Below are 26789 nucleotides of genomic sequence, written 5' to 3'. Positions count from 1 at the left end.
GTGGGGACTTCCGGGGCGGCCGCGCGCGGAGCTCTCGGGCTCCGCACGGCGGGAACACGTCCGAGACCGTACCGGGCGGGGCGAGCGGGCGCGAAGGCTTTTTCGGCGTCCTCTTCGGCGTCCTCGCCCCGCCCGGCCGGACGGCGACGGGCCTTAGGGTGTGCCCCCGCATGCGGCGATCTTCGACAGCAGTTGCTTGTCCAGGAGCAGCAGGGCCGTCAGGGCGTGCCGGGAGGCGGCCGCCAGGAGGTCGGGGTCGGGGGCGCGGCCGGAGTCGCGGTGGTGTTCGCCGGGCGGGTCGTCCCGCAGCGCGTGCTCCAGTTCGGTCAGCGGCCGGTCGAAGCCGCCGCACATGACGGCCGCCGTGCGCAGCGCCTGGACCAGGTCCGCGTCGAGGTCCTGGCCGGCGCTGGTCTCCAGCAGGGCGGGTATGAGGTGGCTGATGTGGAGCAGACTGTGCAGCCTGCGGACGAGCTGTGGCCAGTGGTCGTCGGGGGTGTCGGGCGCGCTCCAGGCGGCCCGCGCCGACTGGATGTCCTGGTGCAGTTCCCGGGCGATCCGGACTTCGGCCCGGCGTGGTGGCCGGCCGTTGAGGGACCAGGAGATTCCGGCGTCGGCTGCCGCGTCGTAGGCGGCCAGCCGGAGTCGCACGAACTGGTCGGGCGGCGTGCATGCGTCGATGCTCTTGGTCAACTCGACGTCGTCCATGGGCGGACCGTATCGGCACTTCCGGGCGTGGCGCACCGGTCCGCGCGAAACCCGTTACGTCCGGTGGCGCATACCCGCGGTTCCCGTCGCGTTGGGTATTCGGCCAGGTACGGAGCCGTATGCGTGGGCCATGGGTGGCGGTGCCACACGGGAGGGGGTAGCGAATCGCCGGCTGGGCTCCACCGCCGAGGAGGCGCGGATGAGGGCCGACGGCCTGCTGGCCGAGGCCGGGCAGCAGCTCGGCGAGGGCCCCGAGCACTGATCGTTGGTCGTTCCGGAGGAAGTTGGCGCGGGCGCCCTCTGGAGACGCGTGCGGGACCCCAGGCGTGGCGGTGGCCCGGCCGTGGCCGTCAGGCGGTGTCCTCGTCCCGGCGGTGCTTGTCGTTCTGGACCGACTCCTGGCCTGTCAGGCTGGGCGTGAGCGTGTCCGCCGCTTCCTTGTCGTGCTCGTCGGGGCCTCCGTCGTCGAGCCGCAGCTCGGCTTCCTCGAACTCGTCCAGGACCTCGTCGGCGGCGGTTTCGGGCTTGTGGTCGCGGTCCTTCATGGCTCTCCCTCGCCTCTCGTCGACCTGGCTCGGCTTGTGCCTCCCGACTTCCTCGCAGCCCAGTCCTTTACACCCCGGACCTTTGGACCCCGGAACCTTTGCACCCCGGACGTTCGCGCCGTGGCGTTGTCAGTGGCGGGTGTCAGCATGGGGACCGTGACGACGCACCTGGGCCACCTGAAGCAGTTGCGGCTCGCCAAGGACGCGATGGACCGCGACTGGGCCGAGCCGCTCGATCTCGACGCGGTCGCCGCGCACGCGGGGTATTCGCGCTATCACTTCATCCGGGCGTTCAAGGCGGTGTACGGGGAGACTCCCGGGCAGTACCTGTCCAGGCGGCGCATCGAGCGGGCGGAGGAGATGCTCCGCACGGCGAACCTGTCGGTCACCGAGATCTGCGCGCTCGTCGGATTCACCAGCCTCGGTACGTTCTCGGCGCGCTTCAAGAAGGAGACCGGGCTCTCCCCCAGCGAGTACCGCGCCAAGCACGTGGGGCGCGGGGCCGCGCTCATACCGGGGTGTTACGCGATGCTGTGGGCCGGCGGGTTCCCGAACGCGCGGCCGGCGGCCGGACACCGCAATTCCGAAGAAGCGGGCTGAGGCCGCCGCTGCCTACGGTGGCAGGGCAAGCACGACCGCTGAGGAGTATGAACATGATCAAGGGTCTCGCCATTTCCACCGTCTGGGTCCTGGACCAGGACCGGGCCAAGGAGTTCTACACCGAGAAGCTGGGGCTTGAGGTCCGTACGGACATGACGATGGGCGAGGGCGGCATGCGCTGGCTGACCGTGGGGGCCAAGGACCAGCCCGACGTGCAGTTGACGCTCATGGTGCCGGGCCCTCCGGCCATGGACCCGGAGTCCGCCGAGGCGATGAAGAAGCTCGTGTCCAAGGGCATTCTCGGTGCGGGTGTGCTGGCCACCGACGACATCCACGGGGACTACGAGAAGCTCAAGGCGCGCGGCGTGCAGTTCCTCCAGGAGCCGCAGGAGCGGCCGTACGGCACGGAGGCGATCTTCCGCGACGACTCGGGGAACTGGTTCTCCTTCACCCAGGCGCACGAGGGAGACCTCGACCTGGAGAAGGACTGGGCCTGCTGACCCGGACCCGCGGGGTGCCGGCCCGGGCGACTGGATTCGGACACGGACGCACCCTGGGCGAACGGGAGTGATTGACGCATACGGACGGCTCCGGGGCCCCCGGCCGGTGGAGGTGCGTGACCCTCCACCACCGGGGGCTCCCGTTCGCCGCGCGGCGCCAGGATTGCGGGAGCCACTGCAACGCCGGGCGGCGCCGGGCCCCACCGGACGCCACCGGGCTGCGGCGGGTAAGGCCTCCGCCGGGCGGGTCCCGCGGCCTCCCACCCCTTTTCCGTTGAACGCTGAACAGCTCGAACGCCGCATTCGACGCCCACGCTCGGCGACGCCTCCATTCCGGCTGACCGGATGCCGTCCGACCCACCGGACGAGCTGACGAACGATCAGCAAAGTTGCCCACCCTTTGCTCTGCGCGCCCCGCACCCCAGCCGGCCGCGCCCCGGCGAACCCGTACAGCGGGCGCCGCCGGAGGACGCGCATGGCACGACCAAAAGGCGATCTTGCCCACGCACCCGACCGGAGCCCAGGATTCCTACCGCGCCGCTTGTCAGGCACATGACGGCAAACAACCGTCACGTGCCGCCTCGCCGGCGCCCTGTCGGGCCCGCCCACCCAGCGGGCCACGGATCCCCCACCGGAGGATGCAGTGAACTTCAAGCGCTTCACCCCCCTCGGCGGCATCGCGAGAGGCGCGCGGCTGACCGCCGTCGCGGCCGCCCTGCTGGCCGCCTCCGCGCTTGCGGCCCCGAGCGCCGGCGCCGCCCCGCTCGACGGCGGCCGGGCGACCGCCGCCCAGCTCGCGCAGGCGAGCGACGCGGTTCTGGGCGCCGACGTGCCGGGCACCGCCTGGTACACCGACGCGAAGACCGGCAAGCTCGTCGTCACGGCCGACTCCACCGTCTCGGCCGCCGAACTCGCCAGGATCAAGGAGGCCGCCGGCAGCCGCGCCGGCGCCCTGGAGATCAAGCGCACCCCGGGCACGTTCAACAAGCTGATCGCGGGCGGCCAGGCCATCTACGCGGGCGGCGGACGCTGCTCGCTCGGCTTCAACGTCCGCAGCGGCAGCACGTACTACGCCCTGACGGCCGGTCACTGCACCAACATCGGCAGCACCTGGTACACCAACTCCTCCAACACCACCGTGCTCGGCACCCGTACGGGCTCCAGCTTCCCGAACAACGACTACGGCATCATCCGGCACTCCAACGCCTCGGCGGCGGACGGCCGCGTGTACCTGTACAACGGCGGCTACCGCGACATCACGGCAGCGGGCAACGCGTACGTCGGCCAGTCGGTCCAGCGCAGCGGGAGCACCACCGGCCTTCGCGGCGGCACGGTCACCGGCCTCAACGCGACCGTCAACTACGGCAACGGCGACGTCGTGTACGGCATGATCCAGACCAACGTCTGCGCCGAGCCCGGCGACAGCGGCGGCGCGCTGTTCTCGGGGAGCACCGCGCTCGGCCTGACCTCGGGCGGCAGCGGCAACTGCTCCAGCGGGGGCACCACGTTCTTCCAGCCCGTGACGGAGGCGCTGAGCGCGTACGGCGTGAGCGTCTTCTAGAGCGACACGCTCCACGCCCCTGGCTCCACCGGCGGTCCGCCCCTCCAGGCGGGCCGCCGTTCCTTTGTCCTGATCGAGGAAGAAGTTGCGAAAGCCGCCGCGAAAGGGGTTACGCGACCGGACCTGGCCCGCTAACTTCCTTGAAATGAACCGGTCATGAGCCGTGACCGGTGGCCTTCCGGCGCGACGGCGCGCGCCTGTGCTCCCCCCTGCGGTCCACCTTCCGGGCCGCCGGGCTTCCCCCACGTTCCTGGGAGACTCCTGTGCGCAGACGACCGTACCGGCCCCGCAGAGGGCCGGCCTTCCTCCTCACCGCGGCGCTCACCCCGGTACTCGCCGCGGCTTTCCTCACCCCGGCCTCCGCCACAACCACCCCCGCAGCAACGGAAGCGGAAGCAGCAGCGGCGGCGGAGGAGTTCCAGCAGGTCACCCTCGCCAAGGGCGTCGCGGAGACCGGCGAGCCGATGACGATGGCGGTCCTCCCCGACCGTTCCGTCCTGCACACCTCGCGCGACGGCACCGTGCGGCTCACCGACGCCGCCGGCACGACGAAGGTGTCGGGCAAGCTCGACGTCTACTCCCACGACGAGGAGGGCCTCCAAGGCGTCGGCGTGGACCCGGGCTTCGCCGCCAACCGGCAGGTCTTCCTGTACTACGCGCCCAAGCTCTCCACCCCGGCCGGCGACGCCCCCGCCAATGGCACGGCCGCAGACTTCGCCCCCTTCGACGGCGTCAACCGCCTCTCGCGCTTCACCCTCCGCACGGACGGCACCCTCGATCTCGCGAGCGAGAAGAAGATCCTGGACGTACCGGCCTCGCGCGGGATCTGCTGCCACGTGGGCGGGGACATCGACTTCGACGCCCAGGGCAATCTGTACCTGTCGACCGGCGACGACTCCAACCCCTTCGCCTCCGACGGCTACACACCGATCGACGAGCGCCCCTCCCGCAACCCGGCGTACGACGCCCAGCGTTCGTCGGGCAGCACCAACGACCTGCGCGGCAAGATCCTGCGCATCAAGGTCAACGCGGACGGCTCGTACTCCATACCCTCCGGCAACCTCTTCGCCCCCGGCACCGCGAGGACCCGCCCCGAGATCTACGCCATGGGCTTCCGCAACCCGTTCCGGATGAGCGTCGACAAGCCCACGGGCATCGTGTACGTCGGTGACTACGGCCCGGACGCCGGCACCGCGAGCCCGACCCGCGGCCCGGCCGGCCAGGTCGAGTTCAACCGGATCACCAAGGCGGGCAACTTCGGCTGGCCGTACTGCACGGGGAAGAACGACGCGTACGTCGACCACGACTTCGCCACCGGCGCGACGGGCGCGAAGTTCGACTGCGCGGCCCCGAAGAACGCCTCGCCCCGCAACACGGGCCTCACCGAGCTGCCTCCTGCGCAGCCCGCCTGGATCCCGTACGACGGCGGTTCGGTACCGGAGTTCGGCAGCGGCTCGGAGTCACCCATGGGCGGGCCGGTCTACCGCTACGACGCCGGCTCCACGTCGGCCGTCAAGTTCCCGCAGAGCTACGACGGGAACTTCTTCGCCGGCGAGTTCGGCCGCAAGTGGATCAAGCGCATCGCGCAGGGCGCCGACGGCACCGTCCAGTCCATCAACCCCTTCCCCTGGAACGGCACCCAGGTGATGGACATGGCCTTCGGCCCGGACGGGGCGCTGTACGTACTGGACTACGGCACCGGCTACTTCAACGGTGACGCCAACTCGGCCCTGTACCGCATCGAGCACGTCACCCAGGGCCGCTCCCCCGTCGCCCAGGCCACGGCGAACCGCACCTCCGGGCAGGCGCCGCTGACCGTGGCCTTCTCCTCGGCGGGCAGCTCCGACCCGGACGGCGACCCGCTGACGTACGCGTGGAAGTTCGGCGACGGCGCCACCTCCACCGCCGCGAACCCCTCCCACACGTACACGGCGAACGGGCAGTACACGGCCACCGTCACCGTCTCGGACGGCACCGGCCGCAGCGCCTCCGCCTCCGTCCAGGTGACCGTCGGCAACACGGCGCCGACCGTGAAGCTGGAGCTGCCGGCCGACGGCCGGATCATCGACCCGGGCGCGGCCGTCCCGTTCAGGGTCACCGTCACCGACCCGGAGGACGGCACCGTCGACTGTGCGAAGGTGAAGGTCACCTTCATCATCGGGCACGACAGCCACGGCCACCCGCAGACCTCCGCCACCGGCTGCTCCGGCACGGTGCAGACCATCGCGGACGGCGAGCACGACCCGAACGCGAACATCTTCGGCGTCTGGGACGCGGAGTACACCGACAAGGGCGCGAACGGCCAGCCCCCGCTGACCACCCACGACCAGAACATCAGCCAGCCCAGCCACCGGCAGGCCGAGCACTACGGCGGCTCCTCGGGCGTCCAGGTCGTCAGCCACACCCCGGCCCACGGCGGGAAGACGGTCGGGCACATCGACAACGGGGACTGGATCTCCTTCACGCCGTACGCGCTCGACGACGCGACCCGGTTCACGGCCCGCGTCGCCTCCGGCGGCATCGGCGGCACCCTCGAAGTACGGGCCGGCTCCCCGGCCGGGACCCTGCTGGGTACGGCGACGGTGCCGGTGACGGGCGGCTGGGAGACCTTCCAGGACGTCTCCACCGCGCTGACGAACCTGCCCGCCGGGACGACAGCGCTGTACCTCGTCTTCAAGGGCGGCCCGGGCGCGCTGTTCGACGTGGACGACTTCCGCTTCACCACCGGGACAGCGGGCCCCCGGACGGGACAGGTGAAGGGCGTGAACGGCATGTGCGCGGACGTCGCGAACGGCGCGAGCGCCGACGGCACCCGGGTCCAGCTCTGGACCTGCAACAACACCGCCGCCCAAACCTGGACAGTCCCCGGCGACGGCACCCTGCGGGCACTCGACAAGTGCCTGGACGTCAGCGCCGGAGGCACCGCCGACGGCACGAAGATCCAGTTGTGGACCTGCAACAACACCGGCGCCCAGCAATGGCAGCCCCACGCCGACGGCACCGTACGCAACCCCCAGTCCGGCAAATGCCTCGACGCCGAAGGCGCCACCTGGAACGACGGCACCCGCCTGCACCTGTGGACCTGCCACACCGGACCCAACCAGAAATGGACCCTGCCGTAGCAGGAGAGGAGGCGTAACCATCATGCGTACCACTCTCACCAGGGTCGGTTGCTGGCTCGCCGGCGCGCTGCTGTGCGCGTCGGCCGCCCCGGCGGTGGCCCTCACGGAGCCCCAGCAGCGCCCGGCCGCCGCCGACCCGGCGTACCGGATCCTGGCGTTCTCCAAGACGGCGGGCTTCCGCCACTCGTCCATCGACGACGGGCTGGCCGCGCTGCGCGAACTGGGCGGCGGCAACAACTTCACCGTGGACGCCACGGAGGACGCCCAGGCCTTCACGGCCGGCAACCTCGCCAGGTACAAGGCCGTCGTCTTCCTCTCCACCACCGGCGACGTGCTGAACGCGGCGCAGCAGACCGCGTTCGAGCAGTACATCCAGGGCGGTGGCGGCTACGTCGGCATCCACGCGGCCGCCGACACCGAGTACGACTGGCCCTTCTACGCCGGGCTCGCCGGGGCCCTGTTCCACTCCCACCCGCACAACCAGACGGCGACCGTGAGGGTGGAGGACCGCGCGCACGATGCCACGGCGCACTTGGGCGCCACCTGGCAGCGGTTCGACGAGTGGTACAACTACCGCTCCAATCCGCGTACCACCGCGCACGTCCTCGCCTCGCTCGACGAGTCCACCTACACGGGCGGGAACATGTCGGGCGACCACCCGATCTCCTGGTGCAAGGACTACCGGGGCGGCCGGGCCTTCTACACGGGCGGCGGCCACACCGACGAGTCGTACACGGAAGGCCCTTTCCGGCGGCATCTGCTCGGCGGCATCCGGTGGGCGGCGGGCATGACGGAGGCCGACTGCCGTCCGGAGACGGGGTACGTGCCGCTGTTCGACGGCTCCGGCACGGCGGGCTGGAAGCAGGCGGGGCCGGGTTCGTTCACCCTGAGCGACGGCACGCTCACCTCACAGGGCGGGCTGGGCATGCTGTGGTACTCGGCCAGGGAATTCACCGGTGACTACTCGCTGAAGCTGGACTGGCGGATGGAGGGGGACGACAACTCCGGCGTCCTGATCGGTTTCCCCGCCTCCGACGACCCCTGGTCGGCGGTGAACAACGGGTACGAGGTCCAGATCGACGCGACGGACAGTGCCGACCGTACGACGGGCGCGGTGTACGGCTTCAAGCCGGCCGACACGGCGGCCCGTGACGCCGCGCTGAACCCGCCCGGCGAGTGGAACACGTATGAGCTGCGGGTGACGGGTGAGCGGCTGGAGGTCTTCCTCAACGGGCGCAAGATCAACGACTTCACCAACACCGATCCGGCGCGCAGCCTCGCGCAGGGGCACATCGGCCTGCAGAACCACGGTGACGGCGACCGGGTGTCCTTCCGCAACGTCCGCGTCAAGACATCCGGCGGCACCCAGCCGCCGGGACCCCGGACGGGGCAGATCAGGGGCGTGAACGGCAAGTGCGCGGACGTCGCGAACGGCGCGAGCGCCGACGGCACCCGGGTCCAGCTCTGGACCTGCAACAACACCGCCGCCCAAACCTGGACAGTCCCCGGCGACGGCACCCTGCGGGCACTCGACAAGTGCCTGGACGTCAGCGCCGGAGGCACCGCCGACGGCACGAAGATCCAGTTGTGGACCTGCAACAACACCGGCGCCCAGCAATGGCAGCCCCACGCCGACGGCACCGTACGCAACCCCCAGTCCGGCAAATGCCTCGACGCCGAAGGCGCCACCTGGAACGACGGCACCCGCCTGCACCTGTGGACCTGCCACACCGGACCCAACCAGAAATGGACCCTGCCCTGACATTTCCGCCCTGAAATTTCCCATTTCGGGGCATCGCATCGGCCGCTGCGGTGAGACGTACACGTATGGCAGTGGATTCCGAACGTAACCAGGACGCGATGATCGGCACCAGGCCCCGTGCGCAGGTCGAGGCGGCGTACCAGCGGCTGGAGCACAAGGCGGCCGCGCCCGGGCTGCGGACGCCGTTCTCGCTGGGCGCCGTGGCGGCCTACGAGTGGGCGCTCGGGCGGACCGCCGAGGCGCCGGTGACGGGCGCCACCGTCCTCGGTGGCGTTCCGTCCAGCCACCTGCTCACGGCCGAGCTGGACGCGGCCGTGGTGCAGCTCGGCGATCCGACGGAGAGCGCCGAGCGCGCCGCCCAGGTCCGTGGGGTGCACGACGTGCTCGCCTGGGTGTGCGGGCTCGTCGACGAGCAGCCGTGAGACTCATATCGATGAGACGTACATCGATATGAGTCTCATATCGATGCCGGGGGCGGGAAGCCCATGCCTGGGTAGCCCGATGAGCGGCCCATGGGGCCGAAGTCGAGCGCGCGAGTGAGCTGCCTGAGCGTCTCCTCGGCCACGCGGCGGACGTCGGCGGGGACGTCGCCGCGCTCCTCGATGAGGCTGTCGTAGATCGGCGCGTCGCCTCGCACGGCGGAGTCCATGTCGAAATACCTTTCCGAAGACGTGTGTTGATCGCTCACCGCCGCTGCGGGCAGCGGTGGACGAGTGTACGGGGCATGATCGGGTGCGGTGCGCGCAGCCCGTCCCGGGGCCCGCTTTGGGCGGGTGCGACTAGCAGGTGCGGCGACGGGGCGCAATCCCCCGGCCTCCGCGCCCGGCACGGGCGACTGTGGTGCGCCCTGCCATACCGAGCGGTATCCGGGGAGTCCTACGGTGCGGAAAACCACCGAGGAGCCGCCATGCCCCCCTCCTTCTTCCGCCGTAGGCCCACCGGAGGCGACACCCCACGCCGTCCACACGGCGTGCTCGCCGTGCTGACCGTCCTGGTCCTGGCGGCCGTCGCCGCCCTCACCGGCCCCGTACCGGCCGCCCGTGCAGCCGTGGGCCTCACCCGGGTCACCGCCTTCGGGGCGAACCCGGGCGCCCTGAACATGTACGTGTACCGCCCCGCCTCGCTGCCCGCCGCACCGCCCGTGGTGGTCGCCCTGCACGGGTGCACCCAGAACGCGCAGGTCTACGCGGACAGCTCGGGCCTGGCGCAGTACGCCGACCGGCACGGCTTCCTGCTGGTCCTCGCCGAGCAGAACAGCGCGAACAACCTCAACAGGTGCTTCAACTGGTTCCAGGCGTCCGACAGCCGCCGGGGCCAGGGCGAGGCGGCGTCGATCCGCCAGATGGCCGCTCACGCCGTGTCCGCCTACGGCGCGGACGCGGGGCGGGTGCATGTGACCGGCCTGTCCGCCGGGGGCGCGATGACCTCGGTGATGCTCGCGGCCTACCCGGACGTCTTCGCCTCCGGTGCGGTCGTCGCGGGGCTGCCCTACGACTGCGCCAGGGACACCGCCGCCGCGTACTCCTGTATGAACCCCGGTGTGGATCTGACCCCGGCCGAGTGGGCGCGGCGTGTGCGCGCCGCCCACCCCTCGTGGACGGGCCCGTGGCCCAGGGTGGCGATCTGGCACGGCGACCGGGACACCACGGTGGTGCCGCGCAACGCCGACGAGCTGCGCGACCAGTGGACCGCGCTGCACGGCCTGCCTCAGACGCCCACCCGTACCGCCCTGATCGGCCCCAACTCCACCCGTCAGGAGCAGTACGTGACCGGGAACGGGACGGTCGCCGTGGAGGTCGACCGGGTGCCGGGCATGGGCCACGGAACCCCCGTCGACCCGGGGACGGGGCCACAGCAGTGCGGTGCCACGGCCGCGTACTTCCTGGACACGATCTGCTCCAGCCACTGGATCGTGGACTTCTTCGGGCTGGACGGCGCCGGTGACCCGCCCGGCACCGGGGGCCTGCCCGCGCCGGCGGGCCTGGCCGCCACCGGCGCCACCGAGACGTCGATCACCCTCGGCTGGTCGGCCGTGACCGGCGCCGCCGGCTACACGGTCCACCGCGACGGGGCGCCGGTCGCGACGCCCACCGCTCCCCCGTTCACCGACACGGGCCTCGCGCCCGGTTCCAGTCACACCTACGCGGTGGCCGCACGCGACCGTGACGGCCGCCCCGGCGCCCTCTCCGGTACGGTCACCGCGCGGACCTCGGGCGGGGCCCCGGCCGCCTGCTGGACGAGCAGCAACTACGAGCACGTGCGGGCGGGGCGGGCGACGACGAGCGGCGGCCACACGTACGCCAAGGGCTCGAACCAGGCGATGGGCCTGTACAACACGTTCGTCACGCACACCCTCAGGGAGTCCCCCGCCGGCCACTACACGCTCGCGGACGACGGCTGTGGCACCGCCGCCGCCCGGGCCCGTCGAGCGACGTGCCCCGCCGGCTCCCTCGAAGTCGCGGGCGCCGAGCACCAGCGGGTGGCGTGCCTGGAGGAGCTGACCACCGCGGGGACCGTGGCGTCCGGGCACACCGACCCGGCGGACTGGGCGGGGCTGACGCCCAAGGACCTGCCCACGCCCAGCGGCGTGCCCGGCGTCCAGATCGACGGGTACTTCCCCGACACGTCCACCACCAACACCAACCACGGCTGGAAGCACGACGCGCAGTTCGTCGTCCGGCTGCCCGACCGGTGGAACGGCGGCCTGGTCGTCTCCGGGACTCCCGGCAACCGTGAGCAGTACGCCAACGACCGGGCCATCGGCGACTGGGTGCTGTCGCGGGGGTACGCGTTCGCCGCCACCGACAAGGGCAATACGGGGACGTCGTTCCCGCGCGACGGGCGCGTGTCCGGCGACGCCATCGCCGAGTGGAACACCCGCCTGACACAGCTCACCCGCGCCGCCCGCGCGGTGGTGGCCCAGCGCTACCACCGGCCCCCGGCCCGCACCCTCGTGACCGGGATGTCCAACGGCGGCTACCTGGTGCGCTGGCAGTTGGAGAACCATCCGGAGCTGTACGACGGCGGGGTGGACTGGGAGGGCACCCTGTGGCGCGCGGACGGCCCGAACCTGTTCACCTTCCTGCCGCAGGCGCTGCGCCACTACCCGGTGTACGAGGCGGGCGGCTCCGGCGCGGGCGCGGCGCGTGACGCGATGCACGCCGCCGGATACCCGGCCGGGTCCGAGTTCCTGTGGCCGTACCACCACACGTACTACTGGGGTCTGACGCAGCGTCTGTACCGCGAGGAGCTGGACCCGGGCTACGCCGGGGCGGACGCGGACTACGACTACGGCGCCCGTCCCGAGGAGGTCCGCGAGGCCGTCGGCCGCATCGCCCTGACGGGCCGTATCGGCAAGCCGCTGATCACCGTGCACGGCACGCTGGACGTCCTGCTGCCCATCGGCCGGGACTCGGACGTGTACGCCCGCATGGTGCGGGAAGCGGGGCGCGGCGGCCTGCACCGCTACTACCGCATCGAGGGCGGCACCCACACCGACTCCCTGGTCGACGCGTTCCCCGGCCGGCTGCGGCCTCTTGTGCCGTGTCACCGCTCGGCGTTCACGGCGCTGGAGGACTGGGTCGGGCGCGGGCAGCGGCCGCCGGCCGGCCGGACCGTGCCCATGCCGGCCGGTGCCGGTCCGGCGGCCCTGCTGGCCGGTTGCCGGCTCTGACGCCTCAGCGCCGGGTGGTCTCCCGCGTCCAGTGCCGTTCCCCGGCCGTCGGCGCGGCGAGCGCGAGCCGGCGGTAGGTGCGGTGGAGCATCAGCCGGGCCATGAACGGGTGGGCGTGGCGGACGACCCCGAAGTACAGCCGCCCGAGCCGGTTGTGCGTCCTGACCACGGTGCTGAGGGTGACGTTCCGGTCCTCCACGAGGAGGGAGGCGCGGAAGTCGAGGTGGGAGGCGTCCTCGCCGAGGAGGATTTCGCTGCCCTCGACCGCCTTGACGGGGAAGGGCAGGACGCCGCGCCAGGCGCGCGGGTCGCGGTCCATGCCGGGGGCGAGCGGCATGGACCAGGCGTCGGCGAAGTCGGGGCGGTCGAACGCGGTGCGGGCGAGCCGCGCGGCGGCGGGTACCGGGGCGGCGACGGGCCGGGCGTGTTCCAGGCGGTGCAGCAGCCGCACCCAGGGCGACCGGGTGACGGGGCGGCCGGCGGTGGTGCCGGTGGTGGCGCGTTCGGCGTTGTCGAAGAGCTCCTCGATCACCGAGTCGTGCAGGACGCGTATGAACAGGGACCAGACCAGCGCCTGGCCCGGTCCCTGCCGCTGCTCCAGGGTGTGCGTCAGGCGGCAGCGGCCGGGGCCGAGGGGCTCGACGTCCAGCCGGTGGTGGCCGTTGGAGGGCGGGGAGAAGTCGCACCGGAGGCTGCGGCCCGGGGTGTAGGCGGTGACCCGGTACCGGATCGGGCCGTGGCCGCCGTCGGCGCCGACGCCGAGGGGCCGGTCGAACCGCATGGGTGTCCAGGCGGGGGTGGGGAAGAGCGGGTCGTCGTCGGCGGCGATCCGGTCGAGCAGGGCGCCCACCCGCTCGGCGGGGGCCTCGATGACACGTGCGTGGACATTGCGGACCGTGCGCATGCCGCACCTCCATACGGGAGCGTATGTTTCTCCATACGCTAGCGTACGGTCATGACGCGCGAACGACCGGCCGGCGCCCGCAAGCGCCTCACCGCCCGGGACTGGGCCGACGCGGCCCTCGCGGCCATGGCGGAGGGCGGCGGCCTGGCGGCCGTCGCGGTCGAGCCGCTGGCCGCCCGGCTGGGTACCACCAAGGGCAGTTTCTACTGGCACTTCACCGGCCGCGACGCCCTCGTCCGGGCGGCGCTGGAGCGGTGGGAGGAGACGTCCACCGAGCGGATCATCGCGGCCACCGAACGCGAACCGGACCCGGAGACCCGGCTGCGCTCGCTGTTCCGGACGGTCATGGCGGAGGCGGTCGAGGACCCCCTGGAGGTCTCGCTCCTGGCGACCGCCGACCACCCCGATGTGGCCGACGTCCTGCGCCGGGTGACGGAGCGCCGGATCGGCTACGTCGCCCGCCTCTTCGGGGACCTGGGCTTCCCGCCCCCGGCGGCGGCCCGGCGCGGGCTGCTCGCGTACACGGCCTACCTGGGCCACACCCAGCTCGTCCACGCGGTCCCGGAGGCCGTCCCGTCGGACCCGGCGTACCTGGACTCCGTCCTGGAGACGCTCCTGCGCCCCTGAGCTCAGCCCGTCACGGGGAGGGTGACCTCCCAGGTGTCCACGGCGTAGTGCAGCCGCATGCCGTGCGCCTCGTACAGCCTGAGGGCGCCGCTCTCGTTGAGCGTGTCGACCCCGAGCCCGAGCGTGTCGCGGCCCAGGGCGGCGTAGACGCCGAAGGCGTGGCGCAGCAGGTGGCCGCCGAGGCCCCGGCCGCGCACGGCCTTGGTGACGCCGAGGTTGCGTACCCAGCCCATGCCGGCGCGGTCGTTGCGGGTCAGCAGCACGGCGGCGTCGCCGACGCCTTCCACGGTGGCGATCCAGACGAGTGACCAGTCCAGGTGTGCGGCGTCGATGTCGTCGAGCCACTGCTCGTAGGTGCGGGGCTGGTGGTCGAAGTGCTCGGCGAAGGTCTCCTCGACCAGGGCGTGGGCGCGCCGCCGGCCGTCCTCGTCGGCGCAGGTGCGCAGGGTCACCCCGGCCGGGGGCTCGGGCAGCGGTTCCTGGTGGGGTGTCAGGTCGCGGACCATGACCTGGTAGCGCCGTACGGTGTGCCAGCCGCGCCGGGTGAGGATGGCCGTGTCGGTGGTCGGCCGCTGGTTCAGGTGGAGGTGGACCACGGCCCGGGCGGCGCCGTTGTGCCGCGCCTTCGCCCGGCACCGCTCCTCGGCGAGGTCCAGCAGCCGCTCGCCGGCGGCCTGGTGCTGGGGCAGCACGTAGTGGTCGAGGTCGACGCGTTCGGCGCCCGAGTCGTTCCACAGCAGCGCGTAGGCGACGAGCCGGCCGTCCTCGAAGGCCAGCCACGAGTCCTGGCCGAGGTCCACCTCCGGGTGGGCCAGGTCGGCCTCGACGGTGTGCAGATCGGTTTCGGGTGCGCCGATCTCGATCGTGTCGATGGTGTTGAGCAGCTCGCAGATCTGCGGCGCGTCGTCGGTCCGGGCGGCCCGGACGGTCGGTATGGGTCCCGTCTGCATCGGGACACTGTCCGCGCCCGACGGCCCACCGCGCAAACGGATTTCACGCCCCGATGCGGCGCCGGGATTTCACGAACCACCAAATGGCTACCGACCAGTAGATGGAAGGCCTTATTCCGTCCATCATTGAGCGCGAGCATGCCAACGCTCCACCGATCCCCATCCCCCTAGGAGTTGACCCCCCATGCATGCAGCTCGATGGAGAGCACGAGCGGCCCTCACCCTCGCCGCCCTCGCCGTCACCACGGCGACCACGGCCACGACCGCCACACCGGCCACGGCCGCCTCCGCCTCCGCCGCCCGGGTCGCGACGCAGAGCACCGGCGCTCAGCTCGCCGGGGTGGACTACGCGACCTGGCAGCGCGACGTGGCCGCCGCGCTCAGCCAGGCCCGGCCCTACATCGAGCAGCGCACCGCGTCGCCCTCCGGCCAGCGGCTCGCCGTCGTCCTCGACATCGACAACACCTCACTGGAGACGGACTTCCACTACTTCTGGGAGTACCCGACACCGGCCGTCCGGCCGGTCCTCGACCTGGTCCGGTACGCCGACTCACGCGGCGTGGACGTCTTCTTCGTCACCGCGCGACCGGGCATCCTCCACGCGCCCACCGCGTACAACCTCAGGGCGGTCGGCTACCCCGTCGACGGCCTGTACGTGCGCGACCTGCCGGACCTGTTCGACGAGGTGAGCGCGTACAAGACGGCCAAGCGCACCGAGATCGAGGCCAAGGGGTACACGATCATCGCCAACATCGGCAACCGGCCCACCGACCTCGTCGGCGGCCACGCCGAGAAGACGTTCAAGCTGCCCGACTACGACGGCAAGCTGTCGTAACGGCGGTCCACCCGGGGAGGCGGGCGGAGGCGTCCATTCGGGCCCTCCCCCGCCCCCACCCGCACCCCGCGGGCCGCCGCCGGGTATGCGAGGTGCATGTCCGAGAAGTCTCCCGGGGCCGAGGGCGGGGCCCACCACTGGTGGCCCAGGCGGCTCCACGGCGCCTTCCACCGCTCGGCCGCCGGGCGTGGCTGGCGGCGGGGCACCGACCTGGAGCTGATGCACCGGTCGATGGGGTTCGCCGCGCTCGGGCTGCTCACGCTCGTACCCCTGCTGATCGTGATCGCGGCGGCCGACCCGGCCGGCGGCACCGGGTTCGCCCAGTGGCTCTCGGACGGCCTCGGGGTCGCGAAGGGCTCCACGGACGAGGTCGAACGACTGTTCGCGCCTCCGGGCGCGGCGCTGGAGTCGATCACTGGGTTCGGTATCGCCGCCACCGCCGTGTTCGGCCTGACGTTCGGGGGCGTGGTGCAGACGGGTTACGAGAAGGTGTGGGAACTGTCCGCCGCCCGCTGGCACACCATGTGGCGCCACGCCGTCTGGCTCGCCCTGCTCATCGGCTACCTGCTGCTGTCGGCGGACGTGTTCTCCCGCCCGGCGACCGGCGGTGACCTCGTCTGGCGCGTGACACTCGCCTTCGCCAGCGCGGTGGTGTTCTTCTGGTGGTCCCAGCGGCTGCTCCTCGGCGGGCGGCTGCCCTGGCGCGCCCTGCTGCCCGGCGCCGTGTGCACCGTGATCGGGCTGGCCGGGCTGCGGGTCTTCTCCCGTCTGGTGTTCTCCCCCCTGATCGCCTCCAACGCGGTGGCGTACGGGCCCGTCGGCACGTTCCTGGTCGTCCAGTCCTGGCTCGTCGGCGTCGGCTTCGTCGTCTTCGGCGGCGCACTGGTGGGCCGGCTGCTGTACGAGGAGCGCTGGCACCTGGCCCGGGGGTGGGAGCGCTGGCGCACCCGCCTGCGCCGGCCGCCACGGCGCCGCTGAACCAAAAGGGCTATCTCCTACAAACAGTGCAAGTATGGACACCGGGCAGAGGCGGAAGACACCGGGACGGTTTGGACATGAACAGGAAGCCGACAGCGACCACGGCGTCAGGGGTGACGTCCAGCAGCTCCGTGTTCGGTGCCCCCTGCTGGGTCAGCCTGATGACCCGCGACCTGCACGCCGCACAGGACTTCTACGGTGCGGTCCTGGGCTGGGAGTTCCGTCCGGCGCGGCTCGGCAAGGAGTTCAGCGTCGCGGTGGCGGACGGGAAGCCCGTCGCCGGGATAGGAGCACTGGCCACCGCCCTCCAGGTGGCCGTCGCCTGGACCCCGTACTTCGCCGTCCAGGACGCCGACCAGACGGCGGCCCGCATCAGGGAGCGCAGCGGCACGGTCGCCGTCGGGCCGGTCGGGTTCGTCGTCGGGCGGGGCGCGCTCGCGGCCGACCGGGACGGCGCGGTCTTCGGCATCTGGGAGGGCCAGCTCCTGTCGGGCTGGGAGACCTGGCGCGCCGCCACGCCCGCCTGGCTGCGGCTCCAGACCCGGGACGCCTTCGAGGCCGCGATCTTCTACGGGGAGGTCTTCGACTGGGCGTCCGGCCGGCCCGGTAGCTGCGACGTCGAGTACGAGGAGGAGGAAGTCGTGCTGCGCAGCGCCGGCCATGTGGTCGCCCGGCTCAGTTCCGGCGCCCTCGAGGCCGCGCCCGACCCGGCGATCCGGCCCCGCTGGGAGGTCCACTTCCCCGTCCGCGACGTCGACGCCTGTGTGTCGGTCGCCCAGCAGCACGGCGGCACCGTGGTCCAGTACGACCCGGGCGTCCAGGCCACCCTCCGCGACCCCGACGGCGGTTTGTTCACGGTCACCACGCGCACTCTGACTGAATGACCTTTTCCGACCTGGTGTACGCCGGCCTCGGTGTCGGCGCCCTGGCGGCCGCCGTCCTGCCGCGGGTGGTCTTCAGCCGCCCGTTCTCCATGCCGATGGTGTTCCTCGCCGCGGGCGTCGCCGTGCAGCTCCTGCCCCTGCCGGTGTGCCCGGTCGACCCGCTCGCGGACCGGATGTGGGTGGAGCACATCACCGAGGTCTGTGTGATCGTGTCGCTGATGGGCGCGGGGCTGGCCATCAACCGGCCGCCCGGACCGCGCTCATGGGCGGGCACCTGGCGGCTGCTGGGCGTCACCATGCCGCTGACGGTCGTGGTGACGGCCGTGCTCGCGTGGGCGCTGCTGGACTGGCCGCCCGCCGCGGCGCTGCTGCTGGGGGCCGTGCTGGCGCCCACCGATCCGGTGCTGGCGGCGGAGGTACGGGTGGGCGAGCCGACCGACGCGGAGGAGGACGAGGACCAGGTGCGCCTGACGCTCACCAGCGAGGCGGGCCTCAATGACGGGCTCGCCTTCCCGTTCGTCCTCGCGGCCGTCGCGCTGGCCGCCTCGGCGGGGACCGGCTGGTCGGCGGGGTGGATCGGCGGCTGGGTGCCGTCCGACGCGCTCGGCAGGGTGGCCGTCGGGGTGGTGGCCGGGATGGCGGTGGGCAAGCTGCTGGGGTGGATGTTCTTCCGCGCCAGGGCGGCCGCGCTGCGGCTGTCGGAGCACATGGAGGGCTTCGTCGCGCTCGGGGCCACGTTCCTGTCCTACGGGGTCGCCGAGCTGCTGCACGGATACGGCTTCCTCGCGGTGTTCGTCGCCGCCTGCACCCTGCGCGCCGCCGAGCGCAGTCACGGGTACCACAAGGTGCTGCACGAGTTCACCGAGCAGATCGAGCGGCTGCTCACCGCGTTCCTTCTGTTCCTGCTCGGCGGGTACGTCGCCGGGGGCGGGCTCGCGGCCCTGACGTGGGAGGCGGCGGCTGTCGCGGTGCTGCTGCTGGTGGTCGTCCGTCCGGTCACCGGCTGGCTGGCGCAGATCGGCTCGGCGGCCGGGCCGCGCGAACGGGCCGTCGCGGCGGTGTTCGGGCTGCGGGGCATCGGATCGCTCTACTACCTGGCGTACGCCCTGGGGCAGGACGACTTCGGCGGGCTGGACCGGCAGTTGTGGGCGGCCGTGGCCTTCACCGTCCTCGCCTCGGTCGTCCTGCACGGGGTGACGGCCACCCCGGTGATCAGCCGCCTGGACCGGCTGCGGGGAAGGACGGGGCCGGCCGGCCGCCCGCCCTGAGCTGCTCGGGAAGGCTCTCCAGCAGGGCGCGCCGCTGGGCCTCCTCGCGTTCCAGGACCTCGGCCAGGACGCCGGTGTCGCGGCTGCCGCTGATCGCGTCCCGCACCAGGGCCGCCAGCGCGTCGGGCGGCAGCGCCTCGGCCTGGGTGGTGGACGTGCCGGGGAAGGAGCGCCGGTCGCTGGCCTTCACCGGAGCCGTGGGCAGGCGGTACTCGGCGATCTGGTGCTCGGTGACGGCCAGCCGGTCGAAGCGCATGGCCACGTCGGGGGCGTCGAGCGCGGCGAAGGCCGTGACGTCCTCGGCGAGTGCCGTGAACAGGTGCAGTCCCGTGGGGTCCCAGTCGCCGATGACCATGATCCGGACGGCGGCGTGGCCGCCCACGGCCGCCCGCTGGGCGGCGGCGCGTTTGGCGGACAGCCCGGCGGCGGACGCGTACACGGGTACGCCCCAGGGGTCGGTGACCGCGGCGAGCTGCGGCACCAGGCCGGCCGTGTCGCACCAGACCTCCAGCCGGGCCTCCTGGCCGGCCTGGCGGTCGAGCCGGAAGCCGCGGGCGGCGTCCAACTGCGCGCGGTGGAACCCGTCGGGGCCGTCGTAGGCGACGGGTTCCACGGCGGCGTCCGAGCCGTCGCGGATCGCCAGCCAGGAGATCCGGCCCGCGCGGCGGGCCATGCCGAGGAGGTCGACGAGGCGTTTGTAGGTGCGCTCCTGCTTCGCGAGGACGCCGTGGGACACGGCCGCGTACCAGATTTGACGAATCGTCAGAGGCAACTGTGCCGCGTATCTGCCGAGGATGAGCTCGACGGCGGCCAGCAGCTCCTGGGTCGCGGGGCGTGGTTGCCAGTCCGGCTGATAGCCGCGAGGACGCCTGTCCGGCACTGTGGCCCCCTTCACCGAACCGACCGGATGTGAGCACGAGCCCGGACGCCCAGGCGTCCTGCTCTTCCTGTCGGTCTGCCCACTGGGGGCGGGCCCGTCACCTGTCACCCGTGTGGGTGGTGACGTATCAGCCATCGCCGAGTACGCGCCGGTTCAGCTCACCTTGCGCCCCGCGAGGGGGGCGGTGTCCATGCCGGCACCGCTCCGCATGCCCCGCAGCATCTCCTCGAGGGCCTCCAGGGAGGTGCGCTCGGGGCGCCAGCCCAGCTCGTCGCGGGCCCGCGCGCAGTCCAGTATCGGCAGGCGCAGCACGGCGTCGAAGAGCTGCGGCGAGGCGGGGATCAGCCGCAGCCCCCACCCGGCCGCCAGCGCGGCCCGGATGGCCGGGCGCGGCAGGCGTACGACCCGGGCGTCGAGGAGGTCGGCGAGCTGCCGGGCGTCGAGGGCCGGCTCGGCGGCCAGGTTGAAGGCGCCGCTGACGTCCTTGGTGACCGCGAGCCGGTAGGCCCGGGCGGCGTCGTCGGTGTGCAGGGCCTGGAAGCGCAGGCCGGGGATGTCGGGGACGACCGGGATGGTCTTGGGACCGGCGAGCTGTCCCGGCATGAACCGGCCGGCGAAGATCCGCCGCTGTTCGCTGCCCGACTCCTCCTTGAACAGGAACGCCGGGCGCATCCGCACCACCCGCACTCCGGGGTTGCGGGCCTCGAAAGCGTCCAGAACCCGCTCCAGGTAGGCCTTCTCACGGCAGTACGCGGCCCCCGGCCAGCCGTGCGTGGGCCACGACTCGTCGACCGCGCCGTCCTTCGGCCCCGGCGAGTACGCGCCCACCGACGAGGCGTGGACGAGCGCGGGCACCCCGGCGGCCGACACGTCCCGGTACACCTGGAGGCTGCCCAGGACGTTCGTGCGCCAGGTGGCGACCGGGTCGTGCGTGGGCTGGAAGGCCCAGGCCAGGTGCACCACGGCGTCGGCGCCCTCGAAGTGCCGGACCAGGTCGGTCTCCTCCTGGAGGTCCACCTCGGCCCATTCGGTCTTCGGCGGCGACCAGCCGGGCAGCCGGCGGGCCAGGCCCAGCACGGACGAGATCTGTGGGTCATCGGCGAGGGCCGCCACCACACTGGTGCCGACATTTCCGGTGGCCCCAGTGACGACGACCCGCTTCCCGGCGTTCATATTCACGGCTCCTGCCCTCCGACGGCTTGCCTCGGTCCCGGGCCGGCACCCGGCGCCGGGAGGTCCGGGTACCCGCTGTACGGGACTCCACATCACTCCCGGACGGGGCATGGGGGGAGCGGCGGAAGGGCACCATGGGACGCGGGGGACGGCACGCGAGAAGGGAACCGGGCGGATGCATGTGAACCTCACGGGCAGGACGGCGCTGGTCACCGGCTCGACGCAGGGCATCGGCGCGGCGATCGCCACCGCCCTGGCGCGCTCGGGGGCGACGGTGGCGGTCAACGGGCGCACCTCGGACAGTGTCACGGAGGCGGTGAAGCGGCTGCGGGCGGAGGTGCCCGACGCCGAGGTCGTCCCCGTCGCCGCGGACCTCGCGACCGAGGAGGGCACCGAGCTGGCCGTGGAACTGCTGCCCGAGGTGGACATCCTCGTCAACAACCTGGGCATTTTCGAGCCCCGGCCGGCCCTGGAGATCACGGACGAGGAGTGGCGGCGGTACTTCGAGGTGAACGTGCTCTCGGCGGTGCGGCTGACCCGTGCGTACCTGCCGGGCATGGCGGGCCGTGGCTGGGGGCGGGTGCAGTACATCGCCAGCGACTCGGCCGTCGTGATCCCGGCCGAGATGATCCACTACGGCATGTCGAAGACGGCCCTGCTGGCGGTGAGCCGCGGCTTCGCCAAGGAGGCCGCCGGCACGGGCGTCACCGTCAACGCGGTCATCGCGGGACCCACCCACACGGGTGGTGTCGAGGACTTCGTGTACGAGCTCGTCGACCGGGACCTCGCCTGGGACGAGGCACAGCGCGTGTTCATGCGCAAGCACCGGCCGCAGTCACTGTTGCAGCGGCTGATCGAGCCCGAGGAGATCGCGCACATGGTGGTCTACCTGAGCTCTCCGCAGGCGTCGGCCACGACCGGCGGGGCGCTGCGGGTCGACGGCGGGTACGTGGACTCGATCCTCCCGTGATCCGCCGTGGCCGGTTCTCGCCGAGCCTTTGGCATATGCCACAAGCACCACCGTATCGAGTGTTGCCAAACCCCTTACAGGCGGTCTCCGCCTGTGCAACAGTCGTAACCGGTCCTCAATTTCAGACCCTGGCCGCGCCGCGCCCGTATCGGAGTACGACATGCCGTCCCATCTGTTCGCGGACCGTCCCGCCCCACAGCCGCCCGAGCGCGGCACGCTGGACGCCCTGATCTCGCAGACTCGCCGGCTGCGCGGAGACGTCGATGCCGTGCGCCGGGACGCCGTGGCGGACGAGGACGACCCGCAGGGCCGCTGGCAGCGCGCGCTGTGCGACCTCGCGGTCCACCAACTGGACGACCTGGGCGCCCAGTTGGGCCAGCTCAAGCAAGGCGTCCCGGACGGCCTCGCGGAGCCGGCCGAGCCGTACGACCGCGTGGAGACCGACGACGGCGCACCGGCCGACCCGCCGCCCACCGGGTCGCTGCTCAGCCGGGTCGGCAGCGCGGAGTGGAACCTCCTCACCGACGAAGTGAGCTGGTCCGACGAGCTGTACGTCATTTTCGGCCGTTCCCCGGAAGCCGGGCCGATGACTCTGGACGAGCTGCCCTCCATGGTGTTCGCCGAGGACCAGGCGCTGCTCACGGCGATGGTGACGGGCTGCCTGATCGACGGCAAGCCCATCGACGGCGAGTTCCGGATCGTCCGTACGGACGGCCGGGTGCGCACCCTGCACATGATGGGCGAGCCCGTCCTCGACGTCGACGGGTGCACCGCGTCGATGTGGGCGGTTTTACGGGACGTCAGCGAACTGCGCCGCAGCGAGCGGGCCGTGCGCGAATCACGGGACTCGCTCCAGCGCGCCCAGCACATCGAGCGCACCGAGCACCGGATGGCCGTGGAGTTGCAGGAGGCGGTCCTGCCGCCGTGGCGCGGCACCTCCGGCTTCCCGCACGGCGGGCCGGCCGGACTGGACCTGGCGGGGCAGTACCTGCCGTCCGGGACCAGCGCGACCATCGGCGGTGACTGGTACGACGCGCTGGAGCTCCCGGGCGGGGACGCCCTGCTGACCGCGGGCGACCTGACCGGACACGGGGTGTCCGCGACGTCCACGATGGCGATGCTGCTGGGTGCCCTGCGCGGCATGGCGGTCGCCGGAATCCGCCCCGGTGCCCTGATGGGCTACCTCAACCAGGTACTGGACTCCTCCTCGCAGCCCGCCCTGGGCAGTGCGGTGTGCTGCCGCTTCGACCCGAGGACGCGGACCCTCACCTGGGCGCAGGCGGGCCACCCCGCCCCGCTGCTGTTCCGCGGCGGGACGGGGCACGAGCTGTCACGGCCGGAGGGCGCCCTGCTCGGGGCGACCCCCGGGGCGGCGTACGAGCAGGCCGAGGTCCGGCTGCTGCCCGGTGACCTGCTGGTGCTGCACACGGACGGGCTGACCCGGGACGCCTCCGGCACGGACAGGTTGCTGGATCTGGCACCGCGGTTCGCCCGGGCGCGCGATGCGCAGGAGTGCGTACGGTCGGTGGTCGAGGAGTTCGGCCGCTCGTCGCGCGACGGCGACGCGTGCGTCATGGTCGCCCGGATCTGCGGCTAGCCGTGAGTCCGGGCCCATACGCCATGGGCCCGTACGGTCATGATGCGTGGGCGCGGGCGTGAAGGGTCGGTGCGTTTACGGTCAGTGCGTTTACGGTCAGTGCCGTTTACGGTCGGTTCGTGAATGGTCGGTCGTGGTCGTGGGGGTGCGAGGCGCTGTCATGACGGCTGGTCACGGCCGTCGGTCGCGTCGCGTGGGCGTGTTGCGTTGATGGTCGCGGTCGTTGGTCGCGTCGCGTTGGGTGACGGCTGGTCAGGGCCGTCGGCGAGGACGCGTTGGTGGGTCGGGGGCGGGTGGTCGGGCCGGCGGCCGGAGCTGGGCGCCCGCCGGGCGGGGTGTGTGAGTCGTGGCCGGGCCGGGGCGTCCGGCCAGGGATCGTACGGTGCGACGCGGTGAGGGGGGTCAGGCCTGGCCGCGCCGGGGCCGCTTCGCCGTCGTCTTGGGCATGGCGAGCTGGATCTCCTCGCGGAGGTCCTCGATCTTCGAGTAGCCCGCGTACTGCCCGGTGAGCCGGTACATCTCCCGCAGCCGGTCCCAGGTGCGCTGGGAGGAGGTCTCGCCCATCGACATCAGCGCGAGCCTGGCGTACCGGTCGGCCTGTTCGGGGTCGTCCGCGATGAAGCAGGCCGACGCCATGGAGAGGTAGTCGAAGATCTTCGACCGCTGCCGGCCGTCGTTGCGCAGCGCCAGGGCCTTCTGCGCGAAGTACTGCGCCTGCTTGGCCGCCGCGGGTTCGTGCTCGGCGAGCGTCCGGTAGGCGAGCGCCTGCATGCCGTACAGGTCCTCGCTCTTGAAGGTCTGCATCCAGCTCGGCAGGGGCACGTCGGTCTTGTCCGAGACGAACAGCTCCTCGGCCTCGCCGAGGGTGCGGCGCATCGCCTGGCCACGGCCCATGGACGCCTGCGCCCAGGCCTCGATGGTGTGCAGCATGGCCTGCGTACGCGGCAGGATCTCCTCCCCGGAGCCGGACCTCGCGAGCTTCATCAGGTCCAGGGCCTCGTCGGGGCGGCCCAGGTGGACCATCTGGCGGGCGGCGCGGGAGAGGGCCTCGCCGGCGCGGGGCCGGTCGCCGCCCTCCCGGGCCGCGTGGGCGGCGATGACGAAGTACTTCTGGGCCGTGGGTTCCAGGCCCACGTCGTGGGACATCCAGCCGGCCAGCACCGCCAGGTTGGCGGCGACACCCCAGAGCCGGCGCTGGAGGTGGTCGGGGTGGCGGTAGGCGAGCATGCCGCCCACCTCGTTGAGCTGGCCGACGACGGCCTTGCGCTGGAGCCCGCCGCCACGGGCGGCGTCCCAGGCGCGGAACACTTCGACGGAGCGTTCCAGCGCCTCGATCTCCTGCGACCCGATGGGGGCGGCCTCGTAGCGGTCGAACCCGGCGGGGTCGGCGTGCAGGGGATCGTCGAGGCGGGGGGCGTCGGAGGAGAGAGCGGGGTCGGTGTGGAGCCAGTCGTGCATGGCGCTGGTGAGTGCGGAGCCTGCGGCGAGCGCGGCGCCCGCGCCCACCAAGCCGCGTCGGTTGAGCATGAGGTCCATTCCCGTGAATTCGGTGAGGACCGCAGCCGTACGCTCGGGCGCCCAGGGCAGCCCGTCAGGGTTGTCGGTGTTCCTGACGTCCCGCCGTTTCCCGGCGCGCCCGTGTCGTACGAACCCGAGGTCCTCGATGGTAACGACACGGCCGAGTCGCTCGGTGAACAGGGCTGCCAGCACCCGGGGTACGGGATCGCGCGGGGTCTCCCCCATGTCGATCCAGCGCCGGACCCGCGAGGTGTCGGTCGCCAACTGGGGGTGGCCCATGGCCGCCGCCTGCCGGTTCACGAGTCTTGCGAGCTCGCCTTTCGACCAGCCGGCGAGGCCGAACAGGTCTGCAAGGCGGGTGTTGGGTTCTCCGGTCACGTCAAGCCCCCAGGTTCTCGGCTGACTTGACACTAACCCGCTGTCATAGGGCTGGCGACTATTCGCCAGGGTTCGCCAGGGTCCGCCAGATGGTGTGCCACCCGCGCCCGGGTGTCAGGTAGGAAAGCGCCACCCCGCCCCGGCAACCGGCCCTCATTCCCCAGGGTGTCGGCCGGTTGCCGGGACGGGGCAGCGTACGTAAATCGTCGGCACACGAAGGGATCTGTCTCGCCCATGTACACAGCATCGTCCTCCGTGTCCGCCCCGCCCCGGCCGCAGCGCACCGTCCCGGCCGGCAGCGGACCGTATCTGGATCCCACCCAGGCGGGTCGGGCCCGGCGCTGGGCGGGGACGGTGGCCGGGCCGCTCAGCGGGAGAATCGACTTGTCCGGCACCCAGGGCGCGCAGTTGCGGAAGGTGATCGCGTCGGTGCACCGGATCTGCCCGGAGTTCAACCCGGTGCAGGTGATGCGGCGCAGCGGACGTTCCGTCCTGCTCGTCGGGACCACCGGACGCGCCACCGCGGTCGCCAAGTGTTTACTGGACCACTCCCCCGCGTGGGTCGAGCGGTTCCGGCACGAGATCGCCGCCTACCGGGCCTTCGTACGCCACCGGCCGCCGGTGCGCGCGCCGCGGCTGATCGCCGCCGATCCCGACAACTGCACGCTGGTGATCGAGCGGATGCCCGGCCGGGCCGCCGCTCTCACCCGCCACCCGCTGGAGGCGCCGCCCCGGGCGGACCTGCGGGCCGCGCTCGGCGCGATCACCCGGCTCAACACCTGGCGGCCGCCGGCCGGGACGTTCGACGCCCCGCTGGACTACGGTTCGCGGATCTCCCGTTACCACGAGCTGGGGCTGTTCACCGACCGGGACCGGGACGACCTGCAGAAGCTGCTGCACGGTCTGGCGCACGCGGGCGGGCGCCAGGGCATGGGGCAGTTCTGCCACGGGGACGCGCTGCTCTCCAACATCCTGCTGTCGCCCGCCGGTCCGGTGCTGGTCGACTGGGAGCACGCGGGCTGGTACCTGCCGGGGTACGACCTGGCGACGCTGTGGGCGGTGCTGGGCGACGCCCCCGCGGCCCGCCGTCACATCAGTCAGCTCGCGCAGCGCGAGGGCCCGGCGGCCCGGGACGCGTTCCTGGTGAACCTGATGCTGGTGCTGACGCGGGAGATCCGTACGTACGAGACGGCCGTGCAGCGCACGATACGCGAAGCGCCGCCCGCCGGTTCGGTGCCGGCCGCGCCGGGCGCGGTGTCGACCGGGGAGGAACAGCGGCTGCTGCTGCGGCGGCTGCACGATGACTGCGCACTGGCACGGCGGGCCGTGCGCGCGGCGGTCGGCACGCGCTGACCG

Annotated in this window: 23 protein-coding genes and 2 pseudogenes; 17 read left to right on the top strand and 8 right to left on the bottom strand. The window is 72.4% G+C overall.

What is annotated here, in order from left to right; translation table 11 throughout:
• Positions 1 to 153 precede the first annotated feature (153 nt).
• Positions 154 to 708, bottom strand: a complete 555-nt coding sequence (locus AB0J57_RS07885; RefSeq protein WP_366127126.1) for a hypothetical protein — start codon at positions 706 to 708, stop codon at positions 154 to 156.
• A gap of 130 nt (positions 709 to 838) precedes the next feature.
• On the opposite strand from AB0J57_RS07885, the gene AB0J57_RS07880 reads away from it, so the two are divergent.
• On the top strand, positions 839 to 970 hold the full coding sequence (locus AB0J57_RS07880) for a hypothetical protein (RefSeq protein WP_366127125.1): 132 nt from the start codon (positions 839 to 841) through the stop codon (positions 968 to 970).
• Between the two features lie 88 nt (positions 971 to 1058).
• Here AB0J57_RS07880 and AB0J57_RS07875 read toward each other — a convergent pair whose 3' ends face one another.
• A complete protein-coding gene (locus AB0J57_RS07875; RefSeq protein ID WP_366127124.1) occupies positions 1059 to 1253 on the bottom strand; it encodes a hypothetical protein in 195 nt (64 codons plus the stop codon).
• Positions 1254 to 1460: 207 nt separating this feature from the next.
• Between AB0J57_RS07875 and AB0J57_RS07870 the strand changes: the two genes are divergently transcribed.
• The 6 genes from AB0J57_RS07870 (at position 1461) to AB0J57_RS07845 (ending at position 9220) form a co-directional block, all read left to right on the top strand.
• A complete protein-coding gene (locus AB0J57_RS07870; protein WP_366127181.1) occupies positions 1461 to 1853 on the top strand; it encodes a helix-turn-helix transcriptional regulator in 393 nt (130 codons plus the stop codon).
• Positions 1854 to 1906: 53 nt separating this feature from the next.
• The gene (locus tag AB0J57_RS07865) at positions 1907 to 2353 is read left to right on the top strand and encodes a VOC family protein (RefSeq protein WP_366127123.1); all 447 of its coding nucleotides are present in this window, start codon (positions 1907 to 1909) and stop codon (positions 2351 to 2353) included.
• Between the two features lie 643 nt (positions 2354 to 2996).
• On the top strand, positions 2997 to 3914 hold the full coding sequence (locus AB0J57_RS07860; RefSeq protein WP_366127122.1) for a S1 family peptidase: 918 nt from the start codon (positions 2997 to 2999) through the stop codon (positions 3912 to 3914).
• 263 nt (positions 3915 to 4177) lie between these two features.
• Positions 4178 to 7036 (top strand): PQQ-dependent sugar dehydrogenase, encoded by a 2859-nt coding sequence (locus AB0J57_RS07855; protein WP_366127121.1) that lies wholly within the window; start codon positions 4178 to 4180, stop codon positions 7034 to 7036.
• Positions 7037 to 7058: 22 nt separating this feature from the next.
• Positions 7059 to 8798 (top strand): ThuA domain-containing protein, encoded by a 1740-nt coding sequence (locus AB0J57_RS07850; RefSeq protein WP_366127120.1) that lies wholly within the window; start codon positions 7059 to 7061, stop codon positions 8796 to 8798.
• A gap of 71 nt (positions 8799 to 8869) precedes the next feature.
• Positions 8870 to 9220, top strand: coding sequence for a hypothetical protein (locus AB0J57_RS07845; protein ID WP_366127119.1), 351 nt, complete (start codon positions 8870 to 8872; stop codon positions 9218 to 9220).
• 35 nt (positions 9221 to 9255) lie between these two features.
• Here AB0J57_RS07845 and AB0J57_RS07840 read toward each other — a convergent pair whose 3' ends face one another.
• The gene (locus tag AB0J57_RS07840) at positions 9256 to 9447 is read right to left on the bottom strand and encodes a hypothetical protein (protein WP_366127118.1); all 192 of its coding nucleotides are present in this window, start codon (positions 9445 to 9447) and stop codon (positions 9256 to 9258) included.
• 450 nt (positions 9448 to 9897) lie between these two features.
• Between AB0J57_RS07840 and AB0J57_RS07835 the strand changes: the two are divergent.
• Together AB0J57_RS07835 and AB0J57_RS07830 are read left to right on the top strand one after the other, a co-directional pair.
• A pseudogene (locus AB0J57_RS07835) lies at positions 9898 to 11187 on the top strand (PHB depolymerase family esterase); the annotation flags it as partial.
• Positions 11188 to 11259: 72 nt separating this feature from the next.
• Positions 11260 to 12471: pseudogene (locus AB0J57_RS07830) on the top strand (tannase/feruloyl esterase family alpha/beta hydrolase); the annotation flags it as partial.
• Between the two features lie 4 nt (positions 12472 to 12475).
• Here AB0J57_RS07830 and AB0J57_RS07825 read toward each other — a convergent pair.
• On the bottom strand, positions 12476 to 13375 hold the full coding sequence (locus AB0J57_RS07825) for a DUF2867 domain-containing protein (protein WP_366127117.1): 900 nt from the start codon (positions 13373 to 13375) through the stop codon (positions 12476 to 12478).
• Positions 13376 to 13426: 51 nt separating this feature from the next.
• On the opposite strand from AB0J57_RS07825, the gene AB0J57_RS07820 reads away from it, so the two are divergent.
• Positions 13427 to 14002 (top strand): TetR/AcrR family transcriptional regulator, encoded by a 576-nt coding sequence (locus AB0J57_RS07820; protein ID WP_366127116.1) that lies wholly within the window; start codon positions 13427 to 13429, stop codon positions 14000 to 14002.
• A gap of 2 nt (positions 14003 to 14004) precedes the next feature.
• Here AB0J57_RS07820 and AB0J57_RS07815 read toward each other — a convergent pair whose 3' ends face one another.
• Positions 14005 to 14952, bottom strand: coding sequence for a GNAT family N-acetyltransferase (locus AB0J57_RS07815; protein ID WP_366127115.1), 948 nt, complete (start codon positions 14950 to 14952; stop codon positions 14005 to 14007).
• Between the two features lie 184 nt (positions 14953 to 15136).
• On the opposite strand from AB0J57_RS07815, the gene AB0J57_RS07810 reads away from it, so the two are divergent.
• From AB0J57_RS07810 to AB0J57_RS07795, 4 genes are all read left to right on the top strand, one after another.
• Entirely contained in the window at positions 15137 to 15787 is a 651-nt protein-coding gene (locus AB0J57_RS07810; protein WP_366127114.1) for an HAD family acid phosphatase, read from the top strand.
• A gap of 96 nt (positions 15788 to 15883) precedes the next feature.
• The gene (locus AB0J57_RS07805; protein WP_366127113.1) at positions 15884 to 16765 is read left to right on the top strand and encodes a ribonuclease BN; all 882 of its coding nucleotides are present in this window, start codon (positions 15884 to 15886) and stop codon (positions 16763 to 16765) included.
• 77 nt (positions 16766 to 16842) lie between these two features.
• Complete coding sequence (locus AB0J57_RS07800; protein ID WP_366127112.1) at positions 16843 to 17649, top strand: VOC family protein; 807 nt, start codon at positions 16843 to 16845, stop codon at positions 17647 to 17649.
• Complete coding sequence (locus AB0J57_RS07795; RefSeq protein ID WP_366127111.1) at positions 17646 to 18917, top strand: cation:proton antiporter; 1272 nt, start codon at positions 17646 to 17648, stop codon at positions 18915 to 18917. The genes AB0J57_RS07800 and AB0J57_RS07795 overlap by 4 nt, the downstream gene beginning before the upstream one ends.
• Here AB0J57_RS07795 and AB0J57_RS07790 read toward each other — a convergent pair.
• Together AB0J57_RS07790 and AB0J57_RS07785 are read right to left on the bottom strand one after the other, a co-directional pair.
• Entirely contained in the window at positions 18862 to 19797 is a 936-nt protein-coding gene (locus AB0J57_RS07790) for a hypothetical protein (RefSeq protein ID WP_366127110.1), read from the bottom strand. The genes AB0J57_RS07795 and AB0J57_RS07790 overlap by 56 nt on opposite strands.
• A gap of 153 nt (positions 19798 to 19950) precedes the next feature.
• Positions 19951 to 20976: an SDR family oxidoreductase gene (locus tag AB0J57_RS07785; protein ID WP_366127109.1), complete on the bottom strand. Its 1026-nt coding sequence runs from the start codon at positions 20974 to 20976 to the stop codon at positions 19951 to 19953.
• Between the two features lie 169 nt (positions 20977 to 21145).
• Here AB0J57_RS07785 and AB0J57_RS07780 point away from each other — a divergent pair, with 169 nt between their 5' ends.
• Together AB0J57_RS07780 and AB0J57_RS07775 are read left to right on the top strand one after the other, a co-directional pair.
• A complete protein-coding gene (locus tag AB0J57_RS07780) occupies positions 21146 to 21940 on the top strand; it encodes an SDR family oxidoreductase (RefSeq protein ID WP_366127108.1) in 795 nt (264 codons plus the stop codon).
• A gap of 160 nt (positions 21941 to 22100) precedes the next feature.
• Positions 22101 to 23537, top strand: a complete 1437-nt coding sequence (locus AB0J57_RS07775) for a SpoIIE family protein phosphatase (RefSeq protein ID WP_366127107.1) — start codon at positions 22101 to 22103, stop codon at positions 23535 to 23537.
• 402 nt (positions 23538 to 23939) lie between these two features.
• Here the strand turns inward: AB0J57_RS07775 and AB0J57_RS07770 are convergent, their stop codons facing one another.
• A complete protein-coding gene (locus tag AB0J57_RS07770) occupies positions 23940 to 25433 on the bottom strand; it encodes a hypothetical protein (protein ID WP_366127106.1) in 1494 nt (497 codons plus the stop codon).
• A gap of 234 nt (positions 25434 to 25667) precedes the next feature.
• Here AB0J57_RS07770 and AB0J57_RS07765 point away from each other — a divergent pair, with 234 nt between their 5' ends.
• The gene (locus AB0J57_RS07765; protein WP_366127105.1) at positions 25668 to 26786 is read left to right on the top strand and encodes an aminoglycoside phosphotransferase family protein; all 1119 of its coding nucleotides are present in this window, start codon (positions 25668 to 25670) and stop codon (positions 26784 to 26786) included.
• Positions 26787 to 26789 lie beyond the last annotated feature (3 nt).

The organism is Streptomyces sp. NPDC049837 (assembly GCF_040674455.1).
In the GTDB taxonomy this organism is placed as follows: Bacteria; Actinomycetota; Actinomycetes; order Streptomycetales; family Streptomycetaceae; genus Streptomyces.
The sequence above is the reverse complement of the archived record's forward strand: the minus strand, read 5'-3'. Positions and strand labels throughout refer to the sequence as shown.